Source organism: Kitasatospora sp. NPDC101183 (genome assembly GCF_044767945.1).
GTDB lineage: Bacteria > Actinomycetota > Actinomycetes > Streptomycetales > Streptomycetaceae > Kitasatospora.
In genome coordinates, this window is record NZ_JBIWOW010000046.1 from 15,129 (window position 1) to 39,044 (window position 23,916).

Below are 23,916 nucleotides of genomic sequence, written 5' to 3' on the forward strand. Positions count from 1 at the left end.
CAGCCGAACAGCCGAAAGGATTCGCCCGGTGCAGGTCCGCCCCATCTCCCCCGACAGGCTCACCGAGCTGCTCGCCGAGCGCGTCGCCGCCCTGCCCGGCGCGGGCACGCGCCGCCTGCGCGTCGCCGTGGACGGCCCCGACGCCGCCCGCCCCGGCGAGCTGGCGGACGCGCTCGTGGAGCCGCTGCGCCTGCGCGGCCTGCCCGCCCTGCGCGTCCCGGCCTCCGGCTTCCTGCGCCCGGCCTCGGTCCGGCTGGCGTACGGCCGCCGGGACGCGGACGCCTTCCACGACCTGTGGCTGGACGACGGCGCCCTGCTGCGCGAGGTGCTGGACCCGCTGGAGCCCGGCGGCACCGGCCGCGTCCTACCCTCCCTGCGCGATCCGGCCACCGACCGCTCCACCCGCGCCCCGTACGTCCAACTCCCGCCCGGCGGCGTGCTGTTGCTGGACGGGCCGATGCTGCTGGGCCGCTGGCTGCCGCTGGAGCTGAGCGTCCACCTGTCGCTCTCCCCGGCCGCCCTGGAGCGCCGCACCCCGCCGGAGGAGCGCTGGACGCTGCCCGCCTTCGCCCGCTACGAGGAGGAGACGACCCCCGCCGAGGCCGCCGACCTCACCGTCCGGATGGACGACCCGCGCCACCCCGCGCTGGTCGAGCACCCGTGACCTGCGGCGCGGGGCCGCGCTGGCAGAAGGGGCACCAGAACACGACCCGGTCGTAGGGCGGTTCGCCCTGGCGGGCCGTCAGCACCGGGGTGACGCAGCGCGGGCAGGGCCGCCCGGCGCGGCCGTAGACCCAGTGCCGGTAGCCGGGCCGGGTGTCGCCGGTCGTGACGTGCCCGGGGCGCAGCTTGTTGGCGTCGAGCATCTGCCGCGCGCGCTCCACCAGCCGGTCGGGGTGCGGGAGTTCGCCGATCTCCGTCCACGGGGTGAGCCCGGCGACGAAGCAGAGTTCGTTGGCGTAGACGTTGCCGATCCCGGCGAGGTTGCGCTGGTCGAGGAGGGCCTCGACGATCGGCCGGGCGGGCCGGGCGAGGAGCCGGCGGACGGCCTCGACGGGGTCCCAGTCGGGGCCGAGGAGGTCGGGGCCGAGGCGCCCGACGACCCGCGGCTCGTCGGCGGTGCGCAGCAGGTCGACGACGGGCAGCCGGTAGCCGACGGCGGTGCCGTTCTCGGTGCCGAGGACGGCGCGGATCTGGTGGGCGGGCCCGCCCGTCCAGCGCTCGCCGGGGCGGTAGACCTCCCAGCGGCCCTCCATCCGCAGGTGGGTGTGGAGCGTGAGGCCGCCTTCGAGCCGGGTGAGCATGTGCTTGCCGCGGGGGCGGACCTCCAGCACCCGGCGGCCGGCCAGGTCGGCGGTCGCGTGCGCCGGCACGCGCAGCTCGGCGTGGGTCAGCGGCCGCCCGGCGAGGGTCTCGTGCAGCCGGGCCGCCTCGCGGTAGACGGAGTCACCTTCTGGCATGCCTCCATCCTCCTCCGCGCGGCGGCCCGGCGGTGCACCGGCCCCGCCCCCGGGGCTGCTCCGTCTTCTCTACTCCGCCTGCTCCGCGACGACGTCCTCGCGGACGACGGTCACCGGGCAGGGCGCGTGCTCGGTGAGGTGGCGGCTGACGGAGCCGAGCAGCACGCCGGAGAACCCGCCGAGGCCCCGGCTGCCGACGACGAGCAGGGCGGCGCCCTTGGCGGCCTGGAGCAGGGCCTGGGCGGCGTTGCCGCCCACGACGTTCTGGGTGATCGTCACGCCCGGCTCGGCGCCGGCGACCTTCTCGACGGTCTCGGCGAGGGTCCTGCCCGCGATCTCCTCGGGGTTGAAGGTCTCGACGGTGGGCACGGCCTGGCCGCCCCAGCCGTAGAAGGCCGGGTACTCCCAGGCGGCGACGGCGTGGACGGTGCCGCCGACGGCCCTGGCGTAGTCGACCGCCCACCGCAGCGCCTGCTCGGAGGCGGGCGAGCCGTCGACGCCGACGACGATCCGGGGGTTGGCACTCATGGTGTTGCTCCTTCGGTCGGTCTCGCTCGTTCTCGTTCTCGTTCTTTCGAACATAGATCAGATCGGTCCCATGCCCGGTACTTGCCACGCCTTTTCGGCCGTTTCACCTTTGAAACGCTGCCCGGCACGGGGCGGGCGCCTCAGGCGCGGTAGGCCGCCCAGGCGTTCGCCATCCGCTGGACCTGGCCCGGGGTGAACTGCGACATGCAGGAGTCGTAGCTGTAGTCCATGAAGTTGTGGATCGGGTCCAGCCCGCCGCCGGGGCAGCTGTGGCGGCCCTCGGGGCAGCCGTAGGCGGGGCTGCGCTCGGGCGGGGTGTCGTCCACGTAGTCGCCCGGGGGCAGGCAGCCGCCCTGGAAGGTGTGGAAGAGACCGAGCCAGTGGCCGGTCTCGTGGGTGGCGGTGTTGCCCTCGTTGTAGTGGACGGCCGGGCCGCCGGGCAGGGAGTCGTCGAGGACGACGACGCCGTCGTCCGTCGGGTCGGAGCGGTAGGCGTTGGGGAAGGTCGCCCAGCCGAGCAGGGACTCGCCGAGGTGCGCGGTGTAGAGGTTGAGGCTGCCCCGGTCACCCCGGCGCAGGGCGGACTTCATGGCCTTCTCGGCGTCCGAGCCGGGCGTCATGCCGGTGTACCAGCCGGGCGCGTCCGTCCAGTCGAACCCGGCCGCCTCGAAGTGGAACCCGGTGGCGGTGTTGCCCGCGCCCTCGCCGCCGTAGGTGGCGTTGAGGTGGGCGATCTGGGCGTCGACCGCACTCTGGTCGAGGCGGCCGGCCGGCCCGTCGTGGATCACGTGGACGTACACCGGGACGGTCGTCGGCACGGCGGCCATCGGCACGTGCGCGGAGCCCGTCCGGGCCAGCCGGTCGTCCAGGTCCGCCTGCATGGCCTTCGCCTCGGCGGGGCTCACCGCGTTCGGGTCCTGGCCGGAGGAGTCGCCGGCCGGCTTGCGGGCCAGGGCGTCCTGGGCCGGCGTCCCGTCGCAGACGGTGGAAGCGGCGGAGGAAGCGGCGGCGGCGCGGTGCTCCACGGGCGCCGCGAACTGGCTCAGGCCGGCCGCGGCGACCAGCGCGGCGGCACAGGGGAACAGGCGGACGGTCCGCGGGCGCACCCGGGGGGAACGGCGCATCGGCGCTCCTGACAAGGGAGTTGACGGAGGGTCGGCCGTGCCCCGGGGCCCGCCCGGCGGCGTGCGGAACCGCATGCGGAACGGCCTGCGACGCGTAAGGGGGAGCGCGGGGGCCACGGACCCGCCGAGACTACGACGCGGTGAAGTCGATCTCCCGCACGGCGCGCGCGGCAGCCCGGTCGAGTACCACCGCCGACGCACAGCCGGGCGGCAGTCCGGCGGCCAGCAGGCGGGCGACGGCCCTGCGGTGCCGGGTGAACGCGTAGCGCGAGACGCCCTGGCCGCGCCGGCGCTGCCCGTCCCGCGCCTCGGCGGGGTCGGCGTCCAGCACCAGCAGGTGCACCCGGCGCCCCTGCCGGGCGGCGGCGCGGCACAGCCACGCCCGTACCCACGGAAGGGTCCCGCAGTCGTGCACCGCCAGCGGGCCGCCGGCCAGCACGGCGTCGCGCAGCCGCCGGTAGTGGGCGAGCCGGACGAGCGGGCGGTAGAGGGCGTACGGCAGGCGGGCGGGCAGCCGGGCCGCGTACTCGGCGCGCACCTGCTGGGAGTCGACCAGCGGGGCGCGGACGCAGCGGTGCATCAGGGTGCTCTTGCCGCTGCCGGGCAGGCCGGAGACGACCAGGACGTCCCCGGCGGGGTAGTGCAGGGCGGCCGGGCCCGGGCCGCGCAACTCGTGCCGCCCGGCCCGTACCGTCCGGGCCTCGGCGGGGCGGGGCTCTGCCGTGCGGGGCTCGGCCGTGCGGGGCTCTGCCGTGCGTGGCGGCGGCACCGGGGGCGCCGCCGCCCGTTGCTCCCGTGTTCCGGTCATCGTCCTCCCCGCGTCGTTCCCCCTCCTTGGAGCATCGCCGATTCCCAAGAAAAGGTAAAGACCCGTGGTCAGGACGGGCGCCGCATCAGCCCAGCTGCGGGGCGACCTCGCTCGCGACGACCTCCAGGTGGTCGAGGTCGTCCAGGTCGAGGATCTGCAGGTAGATCCGCTCGCTGCCGGCCTCCGCGTAGCGGCCGATCTTCTCGGCGACCTCACCCGGGGTGCCCGCCAGGCCGTTGGCCTTGAGCTCGTCCACCTCGCGGCCGATCGCGGCGGCCCGGCGGGCCACCTCGGCGTCGTCACGGCCGACGCAGGCGACCAGGGCGTTGGAGTACACCAGGGCGTCGCCCGGGCGCCCGGCCTGCTCGACGGCGGCGCGGACCCGGGCGAAGTGGCCCGCCGTGTCCTCGACGGAGACGAACGGCAGGTTGAACTCGTCGGCGTAGCGGGCGGCCAGCGCCGGGGTGCGCTTGGCGCCCGTACCGCCGACCAGCACCGGGATGCGGCCCTGGGCGGGCTTGGGCAGCGCGGGAGAGTCGGCGAGGGTGTAGTACTCGCCGGCGAAGTCGAAGGTGTCGCCGAGCTCGGTGTTCCAGAGCCCGGTGATGATCGCCAGCTGCTCCTCCAGCCGCCCGAACTTCTCCTTCGGGAACGGGATGCCGTAGGCGGTGTGCTCGGCCCCGTACCAGCCCGCGCCGAGGCCGAACTCGACCCGGCCGCCGCTCATCGCGTCCACCTGGGCGACCTGGATCGCGGTCACGCCGGGCAGGCGGAAGGTCGCGGCGGTCATCAGGGTGCCGAGGCGGATGGTGCTGGTGTCGCGGGCGAGGCCGGCGAGGGTGATCCAGGCGTCGGTCGGGCCGGGCAGGCCGTCCACGTCGCCCATCTTCAGGTAGTGGTCGGAGCGGAAGAACGCGCTGAACGCGCCGGTCTCCTCGGCGGTGCGGGCGACCGTGAGGAGGGTGTCGTACGTCGCGCCCTGCTGGGGTTCGGTGAACACTCGAAGATCCATACGGGCCATTCTGGTACGGATCGCCGGGGCTCCGGCGCGAAGAACCGGCCAATCCGGGGTGGCCAAGGTCTCAGCACGGAACCGTCACGGACGGCCGGTCGGGCCCGGGCGCTCGCCTACCGTGGACGGATGTTCGCGACCCCCGACGAGTCCTTCCGGCGCTCCCCCGACGAGGCGGCCGGCTGCCCGCTGCCCGGCATCGTGGCCGCCTTCACGCCCCGGCTGGCCGAGTTCGCCTTCGAGCCCGGCTTCGTCGCGGCCGTCGACCAGCACGCCTCGATGCTGCGCGAACTGCTGTACGCGCAGGGGCCGGAGCTCGCGCCCCGGCCCCTGGACCGTGAGGAACTGTCGGACTACGCGCTGGGCTTCCTGGACGCGCTCGCCGAGATCGGCTGGCGGGAGCCGGTCGGCCACGACTACGCCGTGCTCCGGCTGACCGCGATCTGCTGGCTGGTGCGCGAGCAGGGCCTGCTCGTCTAGCGCTCCTCCAGCGCTCGTCTAGCGCTCGTCTAGCGCTCGTCGATGCCGGGGGGCGGCGGGTTGCCCGGGCCGGTCTGGGTCGTCGGGCGCACCGGCTGGTTGGACAGCGCGTCCTCGCGGCCGGCCTGGTAGGCAGTGCCGCGCAGCCGGGCGGTCTCCCGCTCGGCGCCGTCCAGCCAGCGCTCCCAGCGCTGGCGCATCGGCATGATCAGGCCGCCGCCGACGCCGACCACCAGCACGCCGGTGATGGTGGCGAGCGCCGCGATCAGCACCGGGCCCGTGATCGCGGTGGCGATCCCGGCCTGGCCGAGCGCCGCGATCACGCCCAGCGCCACGATGAACGCCCAGGCCAGGGTGGAGACGGTGCGGCCGTACGAGGCGCCGGAGAGCGTGTTGCGGACGATGTCGCGCACGCCGTTGGCGATGGCCATCGCGACGACCACGATGACGACGGCGACGATGCCCTTGGGCAGCCAGGCGACGATGCTGTGGATCATCACACTGATCGGGTTCGGCCCGAAGACGCCGAAGGCCAGCTGCAGGACCATCAGCAGCACGGCGTAGTAGACGATCTTGCAGACGATGCCGGTCAGGTCGTACTTGGAGCCGCTCAGGTACCGGTCCATCCCGGCCCTCTCGGCCACCCGCTCGGAGCCGACGCGGCGCAGCACGCGGTCCAGCAGCCGGGTGATCGCCTTCGCGACGAACCAGCCGATGACCAGGATCGCCAGGAAGGCGATGAACTGCGGAATGAACTTCGCGATCTTGTTCCAGGCCTCGGTGAAGCCCGATCCGAAGTCGACGGAGAGTGCGAGCTGCTGAGCCACGGAGTCCTCCACTCGGTGACACGGCGCGACGTTGCGGCGCCGGGCGACCCCCCACCCTTCGTGGATAGCAGCCGCCCGCACGGGCCGCGCGCGGCCGGTGTCCGGGATGGTCCCCTCGGGTGAACGGGCGCGCCCTCCGCACGCGTACAGTGACATGTCCGGGGAAGCGGACGGCCGGACGGGAGGCCCCCAGGTGAGCATCGGCGAGGCGGACAGCGGTACGGCCCACGGCGCGGTCGCGGGGCACCACGCGCTGGCCTGGCGCGTGCTGCCCTCGGAGGCGAGCGCGGCCGTCCTCGTCCTGCACGGCGGCGAGGAGGAGAACCTCTCCCGGCCCGGAGTGCTCAACCTCCCCCTCCTGCGGATGCGCGGCTTCCTGCGGCCGCTGGCCCGGCAGGCCGCCTCGGCCGGGGTCGCCGTGGGCACCGTCCGCTACCGGCACCGGGGCTGGAACGGCTCCCGCGCCGACGCCGCCCACGACGCGCTCGCCGCCCTCGACGAACTCGCGGAGCGGCTCGGGCCGGTGCCGACCGTCCTGGTCGGGCACTCCATGGGCGGCCGCGCCGCACTCCAGGCCGGCGGGCACCCGTCCGTCACCGGCCTGGTCGCCCTCGCCCCCTGGTGCCCGGCCGAGGACCCCTGCGAACAGCTCGCGGGCCGCACCGTCCTCATGCTGCACGGCGACCGCGACACCGTCACCCCACCCGCCGACACCCACGCCTTCGCCGCCCGCAGCCGCGCGGCCGGCGCCCGCGTCTGCGGCTACACCGTCGGCGGCAGCGGGCACGCGATGCTCCAGCGCATCCCCGACTGGCACCGCGCCACCACCCGCCTCACCGGCGCCCTCCTCGGCCTCCACCCCCTCCCCGCCGAGACCGCCTCCGCCCTCGCCCTCCCACCCGGCTCCCCCGAAGCCCTCACCCTCCCCCTCCCCCACCAACCCCGCACCGCCCCCACCCTCCCGGCCAACCCCTGACGGGGGCAGGCCGACTCGCGCACTGCGTGAGAAGTCGGCGGGGCCGACTTCTCGCGCGGCCGACACCCACCCGAGACGCGAACCCCCGCCCACATGCCTCCCACCCGCGAGGCGCCCCATCTCGGGCTCGGCTCAGCGCGCGGCGGGAAGCCCCCTGGACACGTACGCCCCGAGTGCAGAGGCATCCAGATCCTCGAGGGACTCCAGCACCAGCGTGGCGATCGCGAAGCGGGGATCGCAGCGATCATCGGCCTCGGGTACGGCGACGACCGCCATCCGGGCCGACACGCCGGCGAGGACGCCGTTGAGCGAGTCCTCGATCACCACGCATTCGTCGGGTGACGCGCCGAGGGCGGCGGCTGCGCGGAGATAGGCGCCCGGGTGGGGCTTGCCGTGTTCGTCGTCCTCGGCGGAGAACACGGCGTCGAAGGACCGGTCGAGGCCGGTGCTCGCGAGCGCGGCCCGGATCACCGACTCCGGCGAGGACGACACGACGGCCATCGCCCTCGATGCACGCGCGCACGCCGCGACGGCGTGTTCGGCGCCGGGCTTCAGCGCCACCCCCTCCAGCCCACGGCACACGGCGGCCACGATCCGCTGCTCGACGTCGTCGGGGTCGGCTCGAAGGGTCGCCCGCTCGAACCAATGGGCCACCATGTCCCTTTGCCGCAGCCCGCGCGTCGCCGCCTGCATCTCCGGTGTGAGGTGCAGGCCGAGCGGACCGAACACCTCACGCTTCGCCGCGTCCCAGACCGGCTCGGAGTCGATCAGGAGGCCGTCCAGGTCGAACAGGACGATCGGTCGCATCAGTTGCATCGGTTGCTCTTTCGTCGGCGGCCTCGCGCGGGCTCTTTCGGCGCGAGGCGGACAGGGTTGGGGCGGGGGTCAGGGCAGGTGGCCGGTGAGGAGGGCGGTGCCGAGGGGGGTGGGGCGGTGGGTGACGGTGCGGCCGGTGCGGTCCTTGGCGGTGAGGCCGGATTCGGCGAGGACGGTGGCGTGTTCGCTGGCGGAGGCGGGGGAGACGGCGAGGTGGGTGGCCAGGTCCTTGGTGGAGCAGGGGCCGTGGGTGGCGATGGCGGCGAGGGCGGCGGCGCGGGTGTGGCCGAGGAGGGTGACGAGGGAGCGGCTGGGCGCGGCCGGGGGCGGGGGCGTGGGGCTCAGCGGGCCGTCGACGCGGGCGGGGTAGAGGAGGACGGGCTGGCGCTGCGGGTCCTCGAAGCGGGCGATGACCGGTCGGCGGACGCCGAACACGCAGGGCTGGAGCAGCAGCCCCCGCCCGTCGAGGCGCAGGTCGTGGCGGCAGCCGCCGGTGAGGGGGAAGCTGAGGACGGGCCGGTGCCAGGAGATGGTCGGGTGGAGGGAGCGCAGCACCTGGTCGGGTTCGCGCAGTTCGCGGCGGCGGCCGTGCTCGGTGCCGATGATGGTCTCGATCTGGCGCCGGTACGGGTCGATGGCGCGGGTCTGGTAGTCGGCGGTGACGTTGCCGAGGAGTTTGCGGGCGCCGTGGTCCCCGGCCGCGACGCGGCGGGCGAAGGCGCTCAACTGCCGTACGTCGCCCACGGACCGGAGGTGTTCGCGCAGCGGCTTCTCGGGGATGCCGGCGGTGGCGCTCTCGGTGGCGCCGGGGTCGCGCCGCACGTCGAGGAACTCGGGGATGACGGACGGCCCGTAGAGGTCGAAGAGCAGGGCCGTCCTCGGGTTCCAGGTCGCGCGGACGCAGTCGCGCCAGCCTTGGAAGCGCGGGTCGCGGTGGCCTCTGACCAGGGTGTAGACGCTCAGCGTCAGTTCCATCGACATGTCCGGCTGCGCCGCCACCCGCAGGCGGGAGAGGTCGTCCGGTCCGAAGTGGATTCGCAGCACGTCCGCGATCGTCACCCCGGACGGCCCCGGCCCGCAAGGGACTTCTCAGGTCGCGGTGGCCCGGGCGAGGGCGGCGGCGCGGATCTCGGAGGGGCCGCAGGCCCAGACCATGACCCGCCCGCCGGCGCGGGCCAGCGGGCGGTCCCAGGCGGCGTGCACCAACCGGGGCCGCCGGACGGCGAGTTCGGTGCGCGCCCAGGGCGGCAGCAGGCCGATGGAGGCGTTGGTGAGCATCCGTACGGCCGCCCGTTCGCGGGTGCTGCGCCCGAAGCCGCGCAGCAGCCGCAGCACCTCCAGGGCGGGTGGGGTGGCCTTCAACTCGGGCCGTACGCGGGCCAGGTAGGCCGTCACCTCGGCGCGGGAGCGGGGCACGTCGCGGGCGCCGAGGCGTTCGGCGACTCGGACGGTCTCGGCGAAGTAGCGGTCGCATTCGGCGGGGGTGAGCGGGGTGGCGGCGTAGGCCTGGTAGCCGGCGAGGAAGCAGCTGACCTCGGCGGTGTGCACCCAGGTGAGCAGCTGCGGGTCGTCGGCGCGGTAGGGGCGGCCGTCGGGCGCGGTGCCGCTGATGTAGGGGTGGATGCCGCGCACGCCCGCGATCGCGCGTTCGGCGGCGGCCGTCGAGCCGAGGGTGGTGGTGCTGACGAAGCGGGCGGTGCGGTGCAGGCGGCCGGTCGGGTCCTCGCGGAAGTCGGAGTGCGCGTCGACGGCCGCCATCGCCAGGGGGTGCAGCGACTGGAGCAGCAGGGCCGCGAACCCGCCGGTGAGCATCCCGGAGACGTGCCCGTGCACCCGCCACACCACGCTGGAGGGCCCGAACAGGCCCGGGTCGCCGGGCGGGCGGTCGTAGCGTTCGAGGTGCAGGTCGTCGCCGTGCACCGTCGCGTTGATCTCGGCCAGCAGCCGCGCCCGCAGCGCCGCCACCGGCGTGCGCCACCCGCTCGCGAAGTCCGTCACGCCCCGCCCTTCCCCCGTACGGCCAAGCCCCGTCGATCGTATCGGCCGCCTGCGGCACGCCCCCGGCGGGGGCAGTGGCGCGGATCACACCGGGTTTCGGGGGGCGGGTGAAATGCGGGCGCCGCCACGGTGGTTGGCAGGTCCGTTGCCAGTCGAACATCACCACCGCTTTGGGGGAATCCTCATGACCGCCGCCGCGAACCCGGCCTCCCGCGCCGCCGAGGTCCTGTCCCGGCCCGTCGCGATCAACGGCCTGACCGTGCCGAACCGCATCGCGATGGCGCCGATGACGCGCAGCTTCTCCCCGGGCGGTGTGCCCGGTGAGGACGTCGCCTCGTACTACGCCCGCCGCGCGGCCGCCGGCGTGGGCCTGATCGTCACCGAGGGCACGTACGTCGGCCACGAGTCGGCCGGGCAGAGCGCCGACATCCCGCGCTTCCACGGCGAGGAGCAGCTGGCCGGGTGGGCCCGCGTCGCCGCCGAGGTCCACGCGGCGGGCGGCACGATCGTGCCGCAGCTCTGGCACATCGGCATGGTCCGCAAGCAGGAGGACCCGCCGGTGGTCGGCGCCGCCGCCATCGGCCCGTCGGGCATCCGGCTGGACGGCACCGAGGGCGCGGGCCGGGCGATGACCCGCGACGACCTCGACGCCGTGATCGCCGCCTTCGCCGAGGCGGCCGCGTCGGCCGAGCGGATCGGCTTCGACGGCGTGGAGCTGCACGGCGCGCACGGCTACCTGCTCGACCAGTTCTTCTGGGACCGCACCAACCACCGCACCGACGGCTACGGCGGCGACCTCGCGTCCCGCGCCCGCTTCTCGACCGAGCTGGTCGCCGCCGTGCGCGCGGCCGTCTCCCCCGAGTTCCCGGTGATCTACCGCTACTCGCAGTGGAAGGGCGGCCACTACGACGCCCGCATCGCCGAGAACCCGCAGGAGCTGGAGGCGCTCCTGACGCCGCTCGCCGAGGCGGGCGTGGACGCCTTCCACGCCTCGACCCGCCGCTACTGGGTCCCGGAGTTCGACGGCTCGGACCTCAACCTGGCCGGCTGGACGAAGAAGATCACCGGCCGCCCGGCCATCACCGTCGGCTCCGTCGGCCTGGACGGCGACGTGTCGCGCGCCTTCGCCGGCGAGGGCTCGGGCGTCGAGGGCATCGACAAGCTGCTCGACCGGCTGGAGCGCGACGAGTTCGACCTCGTCGCCGTCGGCCGCGCCCTGCTCCAGGACCCGCAGTGGGCCGCGAAGGTCCTCTCCGGCCGCTTCGACGAGCTCCAGGCGTACGACCCGGCCGCGGTGCGCACCCTGAACTGACGACGTCCGCGCCCGGCGGCCGTCGTGCCGTCCCTTACCGAAGGGTGACACGACGGCCGCAAGGGGCCGCCGGAGCGCTCACGGCCGGTAGCGTCACCGGCCATGAGGATTCTGGTCACCGGCGGCGCCGGGTTCATCGGCACGGCCGTCGTACGGGCCCTCGCGGCGGCGGGCCACGACGTCCGGGTGCTGGACGCGCTGCTGCCCGCCGTCCACCCCCGGGGCGCGGCACCCGAACTGCCGGAGGGCGTCCGGTTCCGCCACGGCGACGTCCGGGACGCGCGGGCCGTCGAGCGGGAGCTCGCGGGCGTCGACGCGGTCTGCCACCAGGCGGCGATGGTCGGGCTGGGGCTCGACCTGGACGACGCGCCCGCCTACGCGGGCTGCAACGACCTGGGCACGGCGGTGCTGCTGGCCGCGATGGCCCGCGCGGGCGTGCGCAGCCTGGTGCTCGCCGGCTCGATGGTGGTCTACGGCGAGGGCCGCTACCGCTGCCCGCTGCACGGCGCCGTCTCCCCCGGCCCGAGGCTCCCGACGGACCTGGACGCCGGCCGGTTCGAGCCGCCCTGCCCGCGCTGCGGCGCCGAACTGCGCCCCGCCCTGGTGGCGGAGGACGAGCCGGCCGACCCGCGCAACGTCTACGCGGCGACCAAGCTGGCCCAGGAGCACCTGGCGAGCGCCTGGGCGCGCGCCTGCGGGGGGCGCGTGCTGACGCTGCGCTACCACAACGTCTACGGGCCGGGGATGCCGCGCGACACCCCGTACGCGGGGGTGGCCTCGCTGTTCCGCTCGGCCCTGGCCCGGGGCGAGGCGCCGAGGGTGTTCGAGGACGGCGGGCAGCGCCGGGACTTCGTCCACGTCCGGGACGTCGCACGGGCCAACCTGGCGGCGCTGGAGGCGGTCGGCGACCGGCCTCCGGGCGGCGCACGGGCGTACAACACGGGCAGCGGCGAGGTCCGCACCGTCGGGGAGATGGCCCGGGCCCTGGCCGCCGCCTGCGGCGGGCCGGAGCCGGTGGTCACCGGGGAGTACCGGCTGGGCGACGTCCGCCACATCACGGCCGACTCGGCGCGGCTGCGGGCGGAGCTGGGGTGGCGGGCGGAGGAGCCGTTCGCGGCGGGCACGGCCGAGTTCGCGGCGGCGCCGCAAAGGACCTGACGGACCGTCAACTCCGGGCGGCCGGAAGGACGATCTCGAAGCAGCACCCCCCGGCGACGTTGCGGACCCGGGCCAGGCCCGCGTGCGCCTCGACGATGCCGCGCACGATCGCGAGCCCGAGGCCCGCGCCGCCGCCCCCGCCCCGCTCCCCCGGGCTGCCCGGGTCGGCCGGGCGCGGGGTGCGGGCGGTGCTGCCGCGCCAGCCCGTCTCGAACACCCGGGGCAGGTCCTGCTCCGGGATGCCCCCGCAGCCGTCCACGACCGAGAGCACCACCCCGTCCTCCTCCCGCCGGGCGGAAACGGCCACCACGCCGTCCTCGGGGGTCGAACGGATCGCGTTGACCAGGAGGTTGGCGAGCACCCGGGTGATCTCGCCGGTGTCGACCTCGACGGGCTCGGCGGCCACCTGCCGCCCCTCCAGCCGCACGCCGCGCTCGCGGGCCAGCGGGTGGGCCCCGGCGAGCGCCTCGTCCACGAGGTCGTACACCGACACCCGGGACAGCGACAGGGACAGCGCCCCGGCCTGGATGCGGGACAGCTCGAACAGGTCGTCCACCATCCCGGTGAGCCGCTCGACCTCGGCGCGCATCCGCCGCAGGTAGCGCCCCGGGTCCTCGGCCACGCCGTCCTCCAGGGCCTCCGCCATCGCGCGCAGGCCGGCGAGCGGGGTGCGCAGGTCGTGCGAGATCCAGGCGATCAGCTCCCGGCGGGAGGCGTCCAGGACCTGGGCGCGCGCCCGGGACTCGGCCAACCGGGCGCTGGTGGCGGCGAGTTCGGCGCTGAGCTGGGCCAACTCCGGGCCGAGCGGGTGCTCCGGCGCGGCGAACCCGCCGTCGGTGCCGACCGTCCGGGCGGCCTCGGTGAGCGCCCTGCTCCCGGCGACGACCTGGCGCCCGAGCAGCGCGGAGATCACCAGCGAGACCACGGAGGCCATGCCCAGCACCGTGATCACCACGCCGAGGTCGTGCCCGGACAGGAACATCGCCCGGGCGACGGCGAAGGTGCCGGAGGTGACGGCCAGCACGGTGACGGCCGCGACGCAGAACAGCGAGAGCATCAGCGAGCGGCGGCGCAGCAGCCGTACGGCCGCCCAGCCGAGCAGCCCGGCCCCGCCCGCGCCGAGCGCGGCGAACAGGGCGATCAGCAGCAGGTCCTTCACGCCGGCTCCCCCTGTACGTCCCGCTGTACGTCCCGCGCCGGGTCGTAGCGGTACCCGACGCCCCACACGGTGGTGATCAGCGCCGGCGCGGCCGGGTCGTCCTCGACCTTCTCGCGCAGCCGGCGGACGTGGACGGTGACGGTGGAGAGGTCCCCGAAGTCCCAGCCCCACACCCGCTCCATCAGCTCCTGCCGGGAGAACGAGGTGTGCGGATGCCGCAGCAGGAACGCCAGGAGGTCGAACTCCCGCAGCGTCAGGCGCAGTTCGCGCCCCGCACGGTGCGCCCTGCGGGCCTGCGGGTCGAGCGCGACATCCCCGGAGACCACCAGGGCGCCGGACGGCCTGGCCTGCGCGCCCGCCCGGGAGCGGCGCAGCACGGACTGGACGCGCAGGACGAGTTCGCGCGGGCTGAACGGCTTGGTGACGTAGTCGTCCGCGCCGAGCTCCAGGCCGAGGATGCGGTCCGTCTCCTCGCCCTTGGCGGTGAGCATCACCACCGGCAGGTCGGCGCCCTGCGCGTCGGCGCGCAGCCTGCGCAGCACCTCCAGGCCGTCGATGCCGGGGAGCATCAGGTCCAGCACCAGCAGGTCCGGCCGGTGGGCGCGGGCCAGGGCGAGGCCCTGCGCGCCGTCGGCGGCTCTGTCCACGCGGTGGCCCGCGCGGGCGAGATAGCCGGCGACCACCTCGGCCACGGTCGGGTCGTCGTCGATCACCAGGATGCGGGCCGGGTCCGGCGCTCCGGCGGGGGCGGTGCTGAGGTTCACCTCGCCGAGGATACGAGTACCGGGCGCGCCCCGGGCCCGGGCCGGGGCGCACGTCCGACTTCCGTAAGATCCGCAAGATCCGCCGTCCGGGCCCGACATGGGCCCGTAGCACTTCCGTAAGGGCGTGGTTCGGTCACGGCGCGGCCGGGCGCCGCTAGCGTGACCGGCGTGACTCCACCCCTCCCTTCCGCCCTGGTGGCGGACGTCGTCCTGCCCTGCCTGGACGAGGCCGAGGCCCTTCCCTGGGTCCTCGGGCGCGTCCCGGCGGGCTGGCGGGCCGTCGTCGTGGACAACGGTTCGCGCGACGGCTCCGCCGAGCTCGCCCGCTCCCTCGGCGCGACCGTGGTCGAGGAGCCCCGGCGCGGATTCGGGGCCGCCTGCCACGCCGGGCTGCTCGCCGCCACCGCCGACCTGGTCTGCTTCCTGGACTGCGACGGATCGCTCGACCCCGCCCAACTCCCCCTGGTCACCGGCCCGGTGGCGGACGGGACGGCCGACCTGGTGCTCGGCCGCCGCCGCCCGGCCACGCCCGGCGCCTGGCCCCCGCACGCCCGCCTCGCCAACGCCGTCCTCGCGCGCACGCTGCGCCGGCGCACCGGGGCGCCGCTGCACGACCTCGGGCCGATGCGCGCCGCACGCCGGGAGCGGCTGCTGGCCCTGGGCCTCGCCGACCGGCGCTCCGGCTACCCGCTGGAGATGGTCCTCGCCGCCTCGGCCGCCGGGCTGCGAATCGCCGAGACCCCCGTCGACTACCTGCCCCGCACGGGCCGGTCCAAGGTCACCGGCACCCTGCGCGGCACCCGCCAGGCCGTGCGCGACATGCGGGCCGTGCTGGCCGCGCCGCCGCCCACCCTGCTGGTGATCGCCAAGGCGCCCGCCCCCGGCCGGGTGAAGACCCGGCTCACCCCGCCCTTCACCCCCGCCCAGGCGGCGTCCCTGGCCGAGGCCGCCCTCGCCGACACCCTGCACACCCTGGGCACGATGCCCGCCGGGCGGCGCCTGCTCGTCCTGGACGGCGAACCGGGTGCCTGGCTGCCGCAGGGCTGGGAGGTCCTCCCCCAGTGCGGCGGCGGCCTGGACCGCCGGATCGCCGACGCCTTCGGGCACGCCGCCCGCCTCGCCCCGCACGCCCCCGCGCTGCTGGTCGGCATGGACACCCCCCACCTGGACGCGGCCGCGCTGGCCGAACCCCTGGCCGCCGCCCGCCGCCCCGGCGTCGACGCCTGGTACGGCCCGGCGACGGACGGCGGCTTCTGGGCGCTGGGCCTGGCCCGGCCGACCGCCGCCCTGGCCGCCCGCCTCCTACACGGCGTGCCGATGTCCACCCCCGGCACGGGCGCCGCCCTGCTGCGCCGCCTGGCCGAGGCCGGGCTGGCCGTCCACCACCTGCCGCCGCTCACCGACGTGGACACCTGCGAGGACGCGGTACGGGCGGCCGCCGAGGCCCCGGGCAGCCGCTTCGCCGCCCGGCTCGGCGCTCTGGACCTCGCGCCGGAGGTGGCGGGTTGACCGTCGCCGCGCCCTGGGTGGACGACCCCTTCGCCGAGGCGGTGCGCACCGGGCGCGGGCCGCTGTGGCTGCGCCGCGAGGACGGCCGGCGGCAGCGGCTGGACATCGAGCGCTGGTGCGCGCCGGCGACCGGGGCCGACCACGGCCTGGTGCGCCGCTGCGCCCTGCTGGCCGCCCCCGTCCTCGACCTCGGCTGCGGCCCCGGACGGCTGGTCGCCGCGCTGCTCGCCCGAGGGGTGCCCGCCCTCGGCGTGGACGTGACCGGGGCGGCCGTCGCCCGCACCGTGGCCCTCGGCGGCCCGGCGCTGCGCCGCTCCGTCTTCGACCGCCTCCCCGCCGAGGGCCGCTGGGGCGCGGCCCTGCTCGCGGACGGCAACCTCGGCATCGGCGGCGACCCGGAGGCGCTGCTGCGCCGGTGCGCCCAACTCATCGCCCCGGACGGGCGGTTGCTGGTCGAAGTCGAAGCGGGGGACTTGGACGAGCGCGCCGTCGTCCGGGTCGAGGGCCCGGACGGACGGCTCGGCCCCGCCTTCCCCTGGGCCCGCCTCGGCGCGGCCCCGGCCCTGCGCCGCGCCCGCGCGGCGGGCCTGGTCGAGGCGGAGCGCTGGGCCTCCCACGGGCGGCGCTTCCTCGCCCTGCGGCGGGGCTGAGCCGCCCGCGGGGGGCGCTCAATCAGCCTTCGGATGCTGCCAGTTGGGGTGCTCGCGCTCGGCCCAGCGCCGTTCCACCAGTCCGGTCCGCATCCCGCGCCGCGCCTCCCCGTCCAGCCAGGCCATCCTGATGTGCCCGGCCACGACGAGGGCGATGGCGGCGGCCAGCCAGTCGTGCACGAAGGTCGCGCCCGTCCGCCAGGCGGCCGGGGCGAGGTGGGTGAGCCACATGATCAGCCCGGTGCCGACGATCACCAGCATCGAGCCGAGCGTCCACTGCGCGTACAGCTTCTGACCGGCGTTGAACTTCCCGGCCGGGCGGTCCGCCTCCCGGGCCCGGACGGCGCGCAGCCAGCGGCGGTCGGCCGCCGTGAAGCGGCTCAGCCGGGCCGCGTCGGCGCGGAAGGCCCGGGAGGCGAGCCCGAGCAGCAGCGGCACCGGCAGCGCGAGGCCGCACCACACGTGCACGGTGACCACCAGCGGCCGGTCGCCGACGAGTTCGGCGAGCGGGGCCACGTACAGGCAGGCGGCCGTGGCCAGGCAGACGCCCATCAGCGAGGCCGTCGCGCGGTGCACCCAGCGCTCGGCGCGGGTGAAGCGGCGGACCAGGTCAACTCGTCGGCGCATCGTCCCTCCCGTTCGACCGGCCGACCCAGGCGTCGACGTCGTAGCCGTTGCGCTCCCAGTAGCCCGGCTGCACGGAGCCGGTGACGGTGATGCCCGAGAGCCACTTCGCGGACTTGTAGAAGTACATGGGCGCGACGTACAGCCGCACCGGCCCGCCGTGGCTGTGGCCGATCGGCTCGTCCCGCATCCGCAGGGCGATCAGCACGTCGTCGCGGCGCGCCTGCTCCATCGTCAGGCTCTCGGTGTAGGCCCCGTCGAAGCAGCTGAAGCGGACGGCGCCCGCCCCCGGCCGCACCCCGGCCGCGTCGAGGAGGTGCGCCAGCGGCACCCCCTCGAACGGCGTGTCCGGCACCCGCCAGCCGGTGACGCACTGGACGTCCTTGACCAGCCGCCGCTGCGGCATCGCCCGCAGGTCGGCCAGCCGGTGGGCGGCCGGGCGCTCCACCATCCCGTCCACGGTCAGCGTGTAGTCGCGCTCGCCCCGCTCGGGGACGGAGGAGACCACCGAGTAGTACCGGAAGCCGTTGTTGCCGGGCAGCAGGCCGCTGAGGCCGCTCGGGTCCTTCTCCGCCAGCGCCGATTCGGCACGCTGCAGGGCGGGGCCGGCCGCGACGCCCAGGGCGCCGAGGCCGAGCATGCCCAGCACGACCCGGCGGCCCACCGGGGTGCCCCGGCCCTCGTCGTTCGTTCTCTCTGTACGGTCCACGGCACGATTCGAGCAGTCCGGCGGGCCCGGGGCCAGGGGCGGAGCCGTGACGTCAGGGTTTCGTCATCTCCGGCTCCGCTTGCGGCGTCGCTGCGACGAGCGCCGGCCCACGCAGGGCCAGTTTGCGCCGAGCCAGTCTGCGCAGCGCCGGAACCGCCAGCACGCAGACCAGCGCGGCCCCGTACGCCGTGCGCTGGGCGTCCTCCCCGCCGACGAGGTACAGCACCTGCCCGGCGGCAGGGACGGCCAGCCACTCCCACCGGCCGTCCAGGGCGACCAGCGCCACCACCAGCAGCCCGTACCAGGGGTAGCTCGGCGCCACGAGCAGCAGCGCCGTCCCGGTGACCAGCAGGGCGCCGCCCCAGGGCCGTTCCGGATGCCCGCGCCGCAGCACCCACCCGGCCACGGCGGCCAGGACCAGCGCGGCCGCCCACGGCGCCCACCGGTCGGCCAGCACCGTGCGCAGCAGGGCGAACCGCTCCAGGTGGCCCTGCTCGTACCCCTCCTCGCGCAGGTACCCCGGCAGGTATCCGAGGACGCCGGGGCCCGAGACGGCGACGTACGGGAGGTACGCGAGCAGGAAGGCGCCGAGGGCCGCCGCGGCCACGGTGAGCTCCCGCCGTCCCGGCCTGCGGGCGAGCAGCCCGGCAAGTGCCCCGGGCAGGGCCAGGCCGGGCAGCAGCTTGACCGCGACCGCCGCACCGAGCAGCGCACCGCCGGTGCCGGGGCGGCGGCGGGCCGCGCAGGCCAGCCCGGCGACCATGAGGAGCGCGCCGAGGGTGTCCACGTGCGCGTCGTTCACCGCCCACACCGTCACGCCCGGGCACCAGCCCCACAGCGCCGCCCGCCGTCGGCGCTCCCCGGCGGCGGCGGCGAGGAGCGCACCGGTGGTGGCGACCGCCAGGAGCGCCCCGGCGGCCTGCTCGCCGCGCACGCCGCCGCCGAAGGGGTGCACGGCCAGGAACCAGGCCTCGGCGACCGGCGGGTAGATGGTGTGCACGGCGGGCCGGTTGATGCGGGTGCAGTCCCCGACCGCCGTGCGCCGCTCGTCCCAGGCCGTGCAGGCGTCGCCCGTCGGGAACAGCTCCGGGTCGCGCAGCCCGCGCAGGACCGGATCGTCGGGCGTCCGGTCGTACGGGGAGTGGCCGGAGGCCTGGACGCGGCCGTCCCACACGTACCGGTAGGCGTCGTCGCTGGTGCGCGGCGGCGCCAGCAGGCCGGCTCCGGCGACCAGGACACTGCCGATCAGCACCAGCGGGGCCACCCGGCGGGCGTCGACGCGGCGCAGCAGGAGCAGCGCGAGGGCGAACAGGGCGGCGTCGAGGACGTACCAGCCGTACAGGTGCGGGGGGTCGGCCATGGTGCCGCCGACCGTCACGGTCAGCGCGAGGGCCGCTGTGAGGGCGGCGAGGGCGGCGGCACAAAGCAGGGTGCGAGGCAGGACGCGGGCCGGCACGGCGATGGCCGGTCAGACGCCGGGCAGGCCGGTCGTCAGACCGTCCAGGGCGTGCGAGCAGGGGCAGTCCCGCTCCGTGGGCAGGCCCTCCAGCGCCTTGAACAGCACCGTGCGCAGCCGGTCCACGTTCCCGGCGAAGACCTCCAGTACCTCGGCGTGGGTCACGCCCTCGCCGGCGTCCACGCCCGCGTCGTGGTCGGTGACCAGCGCCAGGGAGCTGTAGCAGAGCCCGAGTTCACGGGCGAGCACGGCCTCGGGGTGGCCGGTCATGCCGACCACGGACCAGCCGTTGGCCGTGAACCAGCGGGACTCGGCGCGGGTCGAGAAGCGCGGCCCCTCGATCACCACGAGCACGCCGCCGTCCACCGGCTCCCAGGCCGCGCCGGAGGCCGCGTCCAGGACGGCCCGGCGCCCGGCCGGGCAGTACGGGTCGGCCATCGACACGTGGACGACCTCGGGGACCGTCCCTCCCGCCAGCGGCAGCCCGTCGTAGAAGGTCTGCACCCGGCCGGAGGTGCGGTCCACGAACTGGTCGGGCACCAGCAGCGTGCCCGGCCCGAACTCCGGCCGCAGCCCGCCCACCGCGCACGGCCCGAGCACCTGCCGCACGCCCAGCGAGCGCAGCGCCCACAGGTTGGCCCGGTAGTTGATCCGGTGCGGCGGCAGCTTGTGGCCGCGCCCGTGCCGGGGCAGGAAGGCGACCCGGCGACCGGCCACCTCCCCGAGGAACAGCGCGTCGCTGGGCGGGCCGTACGGCGTCTCGACCCGTACCTCCGTCACCTGCTCCAGCAGCGCGTACAGCCCCGAGCCGCCGATCACGCCCAACTCGGCCCGTGCGGTGCCCTGATCGACCGTCACCTGTGCCACCTCTTTCGTGGGGAGAACGTCCCGGCCACTGTAGGAGCCCGGCGCCGGGACGGCGCGGAGCGACGTCTTACGGAGTCTTACGGTGTCTCACGGTCTGCGGACGCGCCGCCCCCGGGGGCCCGCGTGCCGGCGGAGCCGCAGCGCGAGGAGGACGGCCGAGAGGGCGAACAGCACCCCGGTGACGGCGAGCCAGCGGCCGAGGTAAACCCCCTCGGACAGGCCGGTGGCGCCCTCGTACGGCTCGGACAGGCCGAGGATCAGCGGGAACCAGACGAGCAGCAGCAGGCCGGACAGGAAGACGGGCACGCGCAGGTGGTTGATCCAGGGCACGGCCGGCTCCGGCGCCCGCGACCGGCCGCGGCTGCGCAGGAGGGAGCGGGCGGAGAGGTCCGCGAGGGAGTACAGCGGCAGCAGCACCAGGTCATGGGCGACGGCCGCGCCGACGAACCAGAGCGCCACCGCGATGGGCCGCTCGGCCACCAGCCGCTCGACGGCGTACCCGGTGAGGGCGAAGGAGGCGAGCAGCGCGAGCAGGTGCAGCGGCCTCGCGCCGTACCAGCGGGCGAACGCGGCGATCCGCGCCCCCTCGGTCCTCACGTGTTTGCTCCTCACGCCTCACGTCCTGAACGTGAGCCGGTGGACCCACTTGGTGTTGTTCACGCCCGGGTTGGCCGGGACGATGATCCGGGCGGGGAAGCCGTGGTCGAGGGAGAGGTCGGCCCCGTTGACGCGCAGGGCCAGCAGCGAGAGCGGGTCGCGGATCTGGTTCCCGCGCAGCAGCACCGAGGTGTACGGGCCGGGCGGCTGGACGGACTCCACCAGGACGCTCCCGGCCCCGGGCAGCCCCGCCAGGGCGGCGAGGTCGGCGAGCCGCAGGCCGCTCCAGTCCTGGTCCGGGGTGGACCAGCCCTCCACGCAGGCGATCGGCAGCGCGGCGGACCGCTGCGGCAGGGCGAGCAGCTCGTCCCGGGTGAACACCCGTACGGGCCCGGCGCCTTCGGCGTGCAGCTCCAGCCGCCAGTCCGCGCCGACCATCGCCGCCGTGATGCCGACGGCGGCGGCCGTCTTGTTGACCTGGAAGCCGTTCGGCCCGCTTCCCGGCTCCCGGTTGTGCGGCGCCAGCAGCGCCGTCGACCGCAGCCGGCCGCCGATGCTCTGCCCGGCGGTGACGGCGATCAGGGCCAGCGATCCCCCGCCGACCAGCGCCAGCGCACCGCGCCGGGCGATGGTCGGCGCGGCCGGGGCGGGCGCCACCAGCCCGTCCGCGTCGGCCGGTTCGGGCCGGGTCCCGGCGAGGCCGGTACGCAGCTCCCTCAGGAACGGGCGCGACCTGAGCGCGCGGACCAGCCGGCCGAACCTGAGCGCGACGTGGACGGCGAAGGCGGCGATGAACACCCAGGCGCCGTAGAAGTGCAGGGTGTAGAAGGAGCCCGGGAACACGTAGTGCAGCTGGATGTTGAGGATTCCCGTCACGAACTCGAAGACCGCCCCGCCGACCAGCATCAGCAGCGACAGCCGCTCCAGCGCGTGCGCCGCGCTGCGCACGGGCGGCCACTCGAACAGCTTCGGGATCACCGACCACAGTTTGGCCAGCAGCACCGGCACCAGCGCGATCCCGAGGGTCACGTGCACGCCCTGGTTCAGCCGGTACAGCCACACCGGGCGGGTCGGCCAGTCGAACAGGTAGAAGCCCAACAGGCCCTTGTCCGGCGTCTGGTCGTTGAGCGGGCCGAGACCGGGGTTGTAGGCGGCGTAGGACAGCGCCCCGGTGACGAAGAGCAGGGGGATCCCGGCCAGCAGCACCAGCCCGAACACCGAGGTCAGCCACGGGCCTCGGATCGGACTGCGCCAGAACCCGGCGCGGAACGGCCCGGGCGGCGCGGGCAGGCGCGCCACCGCCGCCCTGGTCTGCTCCGCGCCCCGCCGCAGGCCGTCGCCGGCCCTGCGCAGCCGGGCCCGGGCCCGGCCTCGCCGGTCCCTGCCCACCGACCACCTCCCGCTGTCCGACGCTCGCCGCACACTCAACCACCGGGGGCGGAGCGGCCCGGCGCCCACGGCACCGGCGCCGCGCCGACTCCACCCGTACGGATGACGGCGGCGTCAACGGCGCTGGGATTCACCCCGGTTGGGCACCGCCTCGATCGGGGCCGCCGCCCACTGGTGGACGCCGCCCCGGTGGACGGCCGCGAGGACGCGGTCGCGCAGGAGGTTGGCCTCGTGGTCGGTCAGGGTCCGCTCCAGGTGCCGCAGGACGACCTTGAGCAGGACGTTCTTCTGGTCCGGGCGGGCGCCGAGCCGCGCCAGGGCCTGCGGCGGCAGTTCCTCGCACGGCGTCTCGGAGAGGATCTCCACCGCCTCCACGCAGTCGGCGTCCGGGCCGAGGGCGTCACGCACCCTGTCCCCCAGGTCCTCGACCAGGTCCTCCCGGCCGACGGCCACGGACAGGTCCCGGCGGACCGGCGGCATCACGGACACCGGCCGGTACGGGGCCAGGTCGGTCAACTGGGCGGCAACGGACGGCTCGGAGGAGCGGAGGATGCGGATGTCCGGCACACCCTTGAGCAGCATCAGCATCCGGTCCAGCCCCATCCCGAGCGCGAGCCCGCTCCACTCCGCCCCCAGGCCGGCCCGCCCGAGCACCTCCGGGTGCGCCAGGCCGCACTCCGCGACCTCGATCCACTCGCCCTGCCGGTCCACGTCCACCTGGCGCCCGTCGAGGGTGTACGGGTGCACGCGCGCCTCGTGCCGGTGCACCGCTCCGGGGAGCAGGGCCCCGACGAGGGTGGCGACCATCTCGTCCAGGTCCGCCGTGGTCAGCCGGTCCGGGCGGCGGGTCAGCCGCCACAGGTCCACCTGGTGGGGCGTGCCCGTGTGCAGCCGGTCGATGCTGTCGCGGCGGTAGACCAGGCCCGGACAGACGAGGAGCACGTCCTCCTGGCCGCCCGCTTGTTCCGTCCCCTGTTCTGCGGCCAGGGCCCGCAGCGCGGCCGGGACCAGCGCGCTGGAGTGACTGCGGAGCATGTGCCGGTCGTCGACGTACCGGGTGTAGCGGGCGTCCCGGGTGACGTCGTCGGGGTGGTAGCCGAGGTTGTCGTAGTTGTCCTCGACGGTGACGGTGCGCTCGCCGCGCCACCAGCGGACCTGGCATCCCCAGCGCTCGGCGAGCGCGTCGACAGCCCGGCCGAGGACGAGTTGGAGCGCGTGCGGTCCGGCGGCGGGGTCGCTGAGATCCCGGACGGCGAGGTCGCGGGCGAGGTGTTCGGCGGAGAGGTGGGCGGGCATGTCGGCCTCCTGGCCAAGAGCGGTGACGGGGAATCACACACCCCCCGGCCCCTGGGCCTCACCGCTCTCCGGGGCCTGCCTGCCTCAGCTCCCGAGACGTGGCGAAGTCCGACCCCTGCGGCGCCCTTCGGGGGCCAGGGGGCCGGTAAATCGGCGAATGATCGCTACGACGGCCACGCCCAGGACCGTAGCGGTGGCGGTGCCGGCCTGTCCACCCGGTTTTCCCGTGCCCGGTTCTCCGGGAATTGCCGGATTGCCGGATTGCTGGATTGCTGGATTGCCAGAAACGCAAAGAACCCCCATCCGGGTCCCGGACGGGGGTTCTTCACAATGATTGTTCGGCGGCGTCCTACTCTCCCACAGGGTCCCCCCTGCAGTACCATCGGCGCTATGAGGC

At 75.7% G+C, this 23,916-nt stretch carries 25 protein-coding genes and 1 pseudogene; 8 read left to right on the forward strand and 18 right to left on the reverse strand.

Going from position 1 to position 23,916, the window contains the following annotated elements; all coding sequences use genetic code 11:
• The first annotated feature begins 28 nt into the window (after positions 1-28).
• Positions 29-664 (forward strand): uridine kinase, encoded by a 636-nt coding sequence (locus tag ACIRRS_RS36780; RefSeq protein WP_402980863.1) that lies wholly within the window; start codon positions 29-31, stop codon positions 662-664.
• Here ACIRRS_RS36780 and ACIRRS_RS36785 read toward each other — a convergent pair.
• The 5 genes from ACIRRS_RS36785 to ACIRRS_RS36805 all read right to left on the reverse strand — a co-directional run bounded on the left by ACIRRS_RS36785 (position 612) and on the right by ACIRRS_RS36805 (position 4,932).
• On the reverse strand, positions 612-1,460 hold the full coding sequence (locus ACIRRS_RS36785; RefSeq protein WP_402980866.1) for a DNA-formamidopyrimidine glycosylase family protein: 849 nt from the start codon (positions 1,458-1,460) through the stop codon (positions 612-614). The genes ACIRRS_RS36780 and ACIRRS_RS36785 overlap by 53 nt on opposite strands.
• 69 nt (positions 1,461-1,529) lie before the next feature.
• Positions 1,530-1,988, reverse strand: a complete 459-nt coding sequence (locus ACIRRS_RS36790) for a universal stress protein (protein ID WP_402980869.1) — start codon at positions 1,986-1,988, stop codon at positions 1,530-1,532.
• Between the two features lie 140 nt (positions 1,989-2,128).
• Positions 2,129-3,112 (reverse strand): zinc metalloprotease, encoded by a 984-nt coding sequence (locus ACIRRS_RS36795; RefSeq protein WP_402980872.1) that lies wholly within the window; start codon positions 3,110-3,112, stop codon positions 2,129-2,131.
• A gap of 130 nt (positions 3,113-3,242) precedes the next feature.
• Positions 3,243-3,920 carry an AAA family ATPase gene (locus tag ACIRRS_RS36800; protein WP_402980875.1) on the reverse strand — a complete coding sequence of 226 codons (678 nt, stop codon included), beginning with the start codon at positions 3,918-3,920 and terminating at the stop codon, positions 3,243-3,245.
• A gap of 85 nt (positions 3,921-4,005) precedes the next feature.
• A complete protein-coding gene (locus ACIRRS_RS36805; protein WP_402980878.1) occupies positions 4,006-4,932 on the reverse strand; it encodes an LLM class F420-dependent oxidoreductase in 927 nt (308 codons plus the stop codon).
• Positions 4,933-5,061: 129 nt separating this feature from the next.
• Between ACIRRS_RS36805 and ACIRRS_RS36810 the strand changes: the two genes are divergently transcribed.
• The gene (locus ACIRRS_RS36810) at positions 5,062-5,412 is read left to right on the forward strand and encodes a DUF6401 family natural product biosynthesis protein (RefSeq protein ID WP_402980881.1); all 351 of its coding nucleotides are present in this window, start codon (positions 5,062-5,064) and stop codon (positions 5,410-5,412) included.
• Between the two features lie 29 nt (positions 5,413-5,441).
• Here ACIRRS_RS36810 and ACIRRS_RS36815 read toward each other — a convergent pair whose 3' ends face one another.
• Positions 5,442-6,239 carry a hypothetical protein gene (locus ACIRRS_RS36815; RefSeq protein WP_402980884.1) on the reverse strand — a complete coding sequence of 266 codons (798 nt, stop codon included), beginning with the start codon at positions 6,237-6,239 and terminating at the stop codon, positions 5,442-5,444.
• 154 nt (positions 6,240-6,393) lie between these two features.
• Here ACIRRS_RS36815 and ACIRRS_RS36820 point away from each other — a divergent pair, with 154 nt between their 5' ends.
• Positions 6,394-7,215 (forward strand): alpha/beta hydrolase, encoded by an 822-nt coding sequence (locus ACIRRS_RS36820; protein ID WP_402980887.1) that lies wholly within the window; start codon positions 6,394-6,396, stop codon positions 7,213-7,215.
• Positions 7,216-7,347: 132 nt separating this feature from the next.
• Here the strand turns inward: ACIRRS_RS36820 and ACIRRS_RS36825 are convergent, their stop codons facing one another.
• From ACIRRS_RS36825 to ACIRRS_RS36835, 3 genes are all read right to left on the reverse strand, one after another.
• The gene (locus ACIRRS_RS36825) at positions 7,348-8,031 is read right to left on the reverse strand and encodes an HAD family hydrolase (protein ID WP_402980890.1); all 684 of its coding nucleotides are present in this window, start codon (positions 8,029-8,031) and stop codon (positions 7,348-7,350) included.
• A 69-nt stretch (positions 8,032-8,100) separates the two neighbouring features.
• Positions 8,101-9,075 (reverse strand): hypothetical protein, encoded by a 975-nt coding sequence (locus tag ACIRRS_RS36830; RefSeq protein WP_402980893.1) that lies wholly within the window; start codon positions 9,073-9,075, stop codon positions 8,101-8,103.
• Positions 9,076-9,120: 45 nt separating this feature from the next.
• Positions 9,121-10,029 carry an oxygenase MpaB family protein gene (locus tag ACIRRS_RS36835; RefSeq protein WP_402980895.1) on the reverse strand — a complete coding sequence of 303 codons (909 nt, stop codon included), beginning with the start codon at positions 10,027-10,029 and terminating at the stop codon, positions 9,121-9,123.
• Positions 10,030-10,213: 184 nt separating this feature from the next.
• Between ACIRRS_RS36835 and ACIRRS_RS36840 the strand changes: the two genes are divergently transcribed.
• The gene (locus ACIRRS_RS36840) at positions 10,214-11,341 is read left to right on the forward strand and encodes an NADH:flavin oxidoreductase (RefSeq protein WP_402980897.1); all 1,128 of its coding nucleotides are present in this window, start codon (positions 10,214-10,216) and stop codon (positions 11,339-11,341) included.
• Positions 11,342-11,443: 102 nt separating this feature from the next.
• Positions 11,444-12,499, forward strand: a complete 1,056-nt coding sequence (locus tag ACIRRS_RS36845; RefSeq protein ID WP_402980900.1) for an NAD-dependent epimerase/dehydratase family protein — start codon at positions 11,444-11,446, stop codon at positions 12,497-12,499.
• A 7-nt stretch (positions 12,500-12,506) separates the two neighbouring features.
• On the opposite strand, the gene ACIRRS_RS36850 is transcribed toward ACIRRS_RS36845, so the two are convergent.
• Both ACIRRS_RS36850 and ACIRRS_RS36855 read right to left on the reverse strand, forming a co-directional pair.
• Complete coding sequence (locus ACIRRS_RS36850; RefSeq protein ID WP_402980903.1) at positions 12,507-13,658, reverse strand: sensor histidine kinase; 1,152 nt, start codon at positions 13,656-13,658, stop codon at positions 12,507-12,509.
• Entirely contained in the window at positions 13,655-14,422 is a 768-nt protein-coding gene (locus ACIRRS_RS36855; protein WP_402980906.1) for a response regulator transcription factor, read from the reverse strand. The genes ACIRRS_RS36850 and ACIRRS_RS36855 overlap by 4 nt, the downstream gene beginning before the upstream one ends.
• Positions 14,423-14,590: 168 nt before the next feature.
• On the opposite strand from ACIRRS_RS36855, the pseudogene ACIRRS_RS36860 reads away from it, so the two are divergent.
• From ACIRRS_RS36860 to ACIRRS_RS36870, 3 genes and pseudogenes are all read left to right on the forward strand, one after another.
• Positions 14,591-15,304 (forward strand): annotated as a pseudogene (locus tag ACIRRS_RS36860) (glycosyltransferase family 2 protein); the annotation flags it as partial.
• A gap of 99 nt (positions 15,305-15,403) precedes the next feature.
• A complete protein-coding gene (locus ACIRRS_RS36865) occupies positions 15,404-15,931 on the forward strand; it encodes a DUF2064 domain-containing protein (protein WP_402980927.1) in 528 nt (175 codons plus the stop codon).
• Positions 15,928-16,581, forward strand: a complete 654-nt coding sequence (locus tag ACIRRS_RS36870) for a methyltransferase domain-containing protein (RefSeq protein WP_402980909.1) — start codon at positions 15,928-15,930, stop codon at positions 16,579-16,581. Before ACIRRS_RS36865 ends, ACIRRS_RS36870 begins: the two co-directional genes overlap by 4 nt.
• Before the next feature lie 18 nt (positions 16,582-16,599).
• On the opposite strand, the gene ACIRRS_RS36875 is transcribed toward ACIRRS_RS36870, so the two are convergent.
• The 7 genes from ACIRRS_RS36875 to ACIRRS_RS36905 all read right to left on the reverse strand — a co-directional run bounded on the left by ACIRRS_RS36875 (position 16,600) and on the right by ACIRRS_RS36905 (position 23,519).
• Entirely contained in the window at positions 16,600-17,208 is a 609-nt protein-coding gene (locus ACIRRS_RS36875) for a cytochrome b/b6 domain-containing protein (RefSeq protein ID WP_402980912.1), read from the reverse strand.
• The gene (locus ACIRRS_RS36880; RefSeq protein ID WP_402980930.1) at positions 17,192-17,845 is read right to left on the reverse strand and encodes a molybdopterin-dependent oxidoreductase; all 654 of its coding nucleotides are present in this window, start codon (positions 17,843-17,845) and stop codon (positions 17,192-17,194) included. Before ACIRRS_RS36880 ends, ACIRRS_RS36875 begins: the two co-directional genes overlap by 17 nt.
• A gap of 121 nt (positions 17,846-17,966) precedes the next feature.
• Positions 17,967-19,370, reverse strand: coding sequence for a glycosyltransferase 87 family protein (locus ACIRRS_RS36885; protein WP_402980915.1), 1,404 nt, complete (start codon positions 19,368-19,370; stop codon positions 17,967-17,969).
• Positions 19,371-19,382: 12 nt separating this feature from the next.
• Positions 19,383-20,228, reverse strand: a complete 846-nt coding sequence (locus tag ACIRRS_RS36890; RefSeq protein ID WP_402980918.1) for an S-methyl-5'-thioadenosine phosphorylase — start codon at positions 20,226-20,228, stop codon at positions 19,383-19,385.
• Between the two features lie 96 nt (positions 20,229-20,324).
• On the reverse strand, positions 20,325-20,834 hold the full coding sequence (locus ACIRRS_RS36895; RefSeq protein WP_402980921.1) for a hypothetical protein: 510 nt from the start codon (positions 20,832-20,834) through the stop codon (positions 20,325-20,327).
• A gap of 18 nt (positions 20,835-20,852) precedes the next feature.
• Positions 20,853-22,166 (reverse strand): molybdopterin-dependent oxidoreductase, encoded by a 1,314-nt coding sequence (locus tag ACIRRS_RS36900; protein WP_402980933.1) that lies wholly within the window; start codon positions 22,164-22,166, stop codon positions 20,853-20,855.
• 171 nt (positions 22,167-22,337) lie between these two features.
• Positions 22,338-23,519, reverse strand: coding sequence for a hypothetical protein (locus ACIRRS_RS36905; protein ID WP_402980924.1), 1,182 nt, complete (start codon positions 23,517-23,519; stop codon positions 22,338-22,340).
• Positions 23,520-23,916: the final 397 nt, after the last annotated feature.

Excerpts from the sequence above, each read along its gene's own strand:
- ACIRRS_RS36785 (WP_402980866.1), bottom strand. The coding sequence starts at position 1,460 with ATGCCAGAAGGTGACTCCGTCTACCGCGAGGCGGCCCGGCTGCACGAG.
- ACIRRS_RS36790 (WP_402980869.1), bottom strand. The coding sequence starts at position 1,988 with ATGAGTGCCAACCCCCGGATCGTCGTCGGCGTCGACGGCTCGCCCGCC.
- ACIRRS_RS36795 (WP_402980872.1), bottom strand. The coding sequence starts at position 3,112 with ATGCGCCGTTCCCCCCGGGTGCGCCCGCGGACCGTCCGCCTGTTCCCC.
- ACIRRS_RS36800 (WP_402980875.1), bottom strand. The coding sequence starts at position 3,920 with ATGACCGGAACACGGGAGCAACGGGCGGCGGCGCCCCCGGTGCCGCCG.
- ACIRRS_RS36805 (WP_402980878.1), bottom strand. The coding sequence starts at position 4,932 with ATGGATCTTCGAGTGTTCACCGAACCCCAGCAGGGCGCGACGTACGAC.
- ACIRRS_RS36810 (WP_402980881.1), top strand. The coding sequence starts at position 5,062 with ATGTTCGCGACCCCCGACGAGTCCTTCCGGCGCTCCCCCGACGAGGCG.
- ACIRRS_RS36820 (WP_402980887.1), top strand. The coding sequence starts at position 6,394 with ATGTCCGGGGAAGCGGACGGCCGGACGGGAGGCCCCCAGGTGAGCATC.
- ACIRRS_RS36825 (WP_402980890.1), bottom strand. The coding sequence starts at position 8,031 with ATGCAACTGATGCGACCGATCGTCCTGTTCGACCTGGACGGCCTCCTG.
- ACIRRS_RS36840 (WP_402980897.1), top strand. The coding sequence starts at position 10,214 with ATGACCGCCGCCGCGAACCCGGCCTCCCGCGCCGCCGAGGTCCTGTCC.
- ACIRRS_RS36845 (WP_402980900.1), top strand. The coding sequence starts at position 11,444 with ATGAGGATTCTGGTCACCGGCGGCGCCGGGTTCATCGGCACGGCCGTC.
- ACIRRS_RS36865 (WP_402980927.1), top strand. The coding sequence starts at position 15,404 with ATGCCCGCCGGGCGGCGCCTGCTCGTCCTGGACGGCGAACCGGGTGCC.
- ACIRRS_RS36875 (WP_402980912.1), bottom strand. The coding sequence starts at position 17,208 with ATGCGCCGACGAGTTGACCTGGTCCGCCGCTTCACCCGCGCCGAGCGC.
- ACIRRS_RS36880 (WP_402980930.1), bottom strand. The coding sequence starts at position 17,845 with ATGCTCGGCCTCGGCGCCCTGGGCGTCGCGGCCGGCCCCGCCCTGCAG.
- ACIRRS_RS36905 (WP_402980924.1), bottom strand. The coding sequence starts at position 23,519 with ATGCCCGCCCACCTCTCCGCCGAACACCTCGCCCGCGACCTCGCCGTC.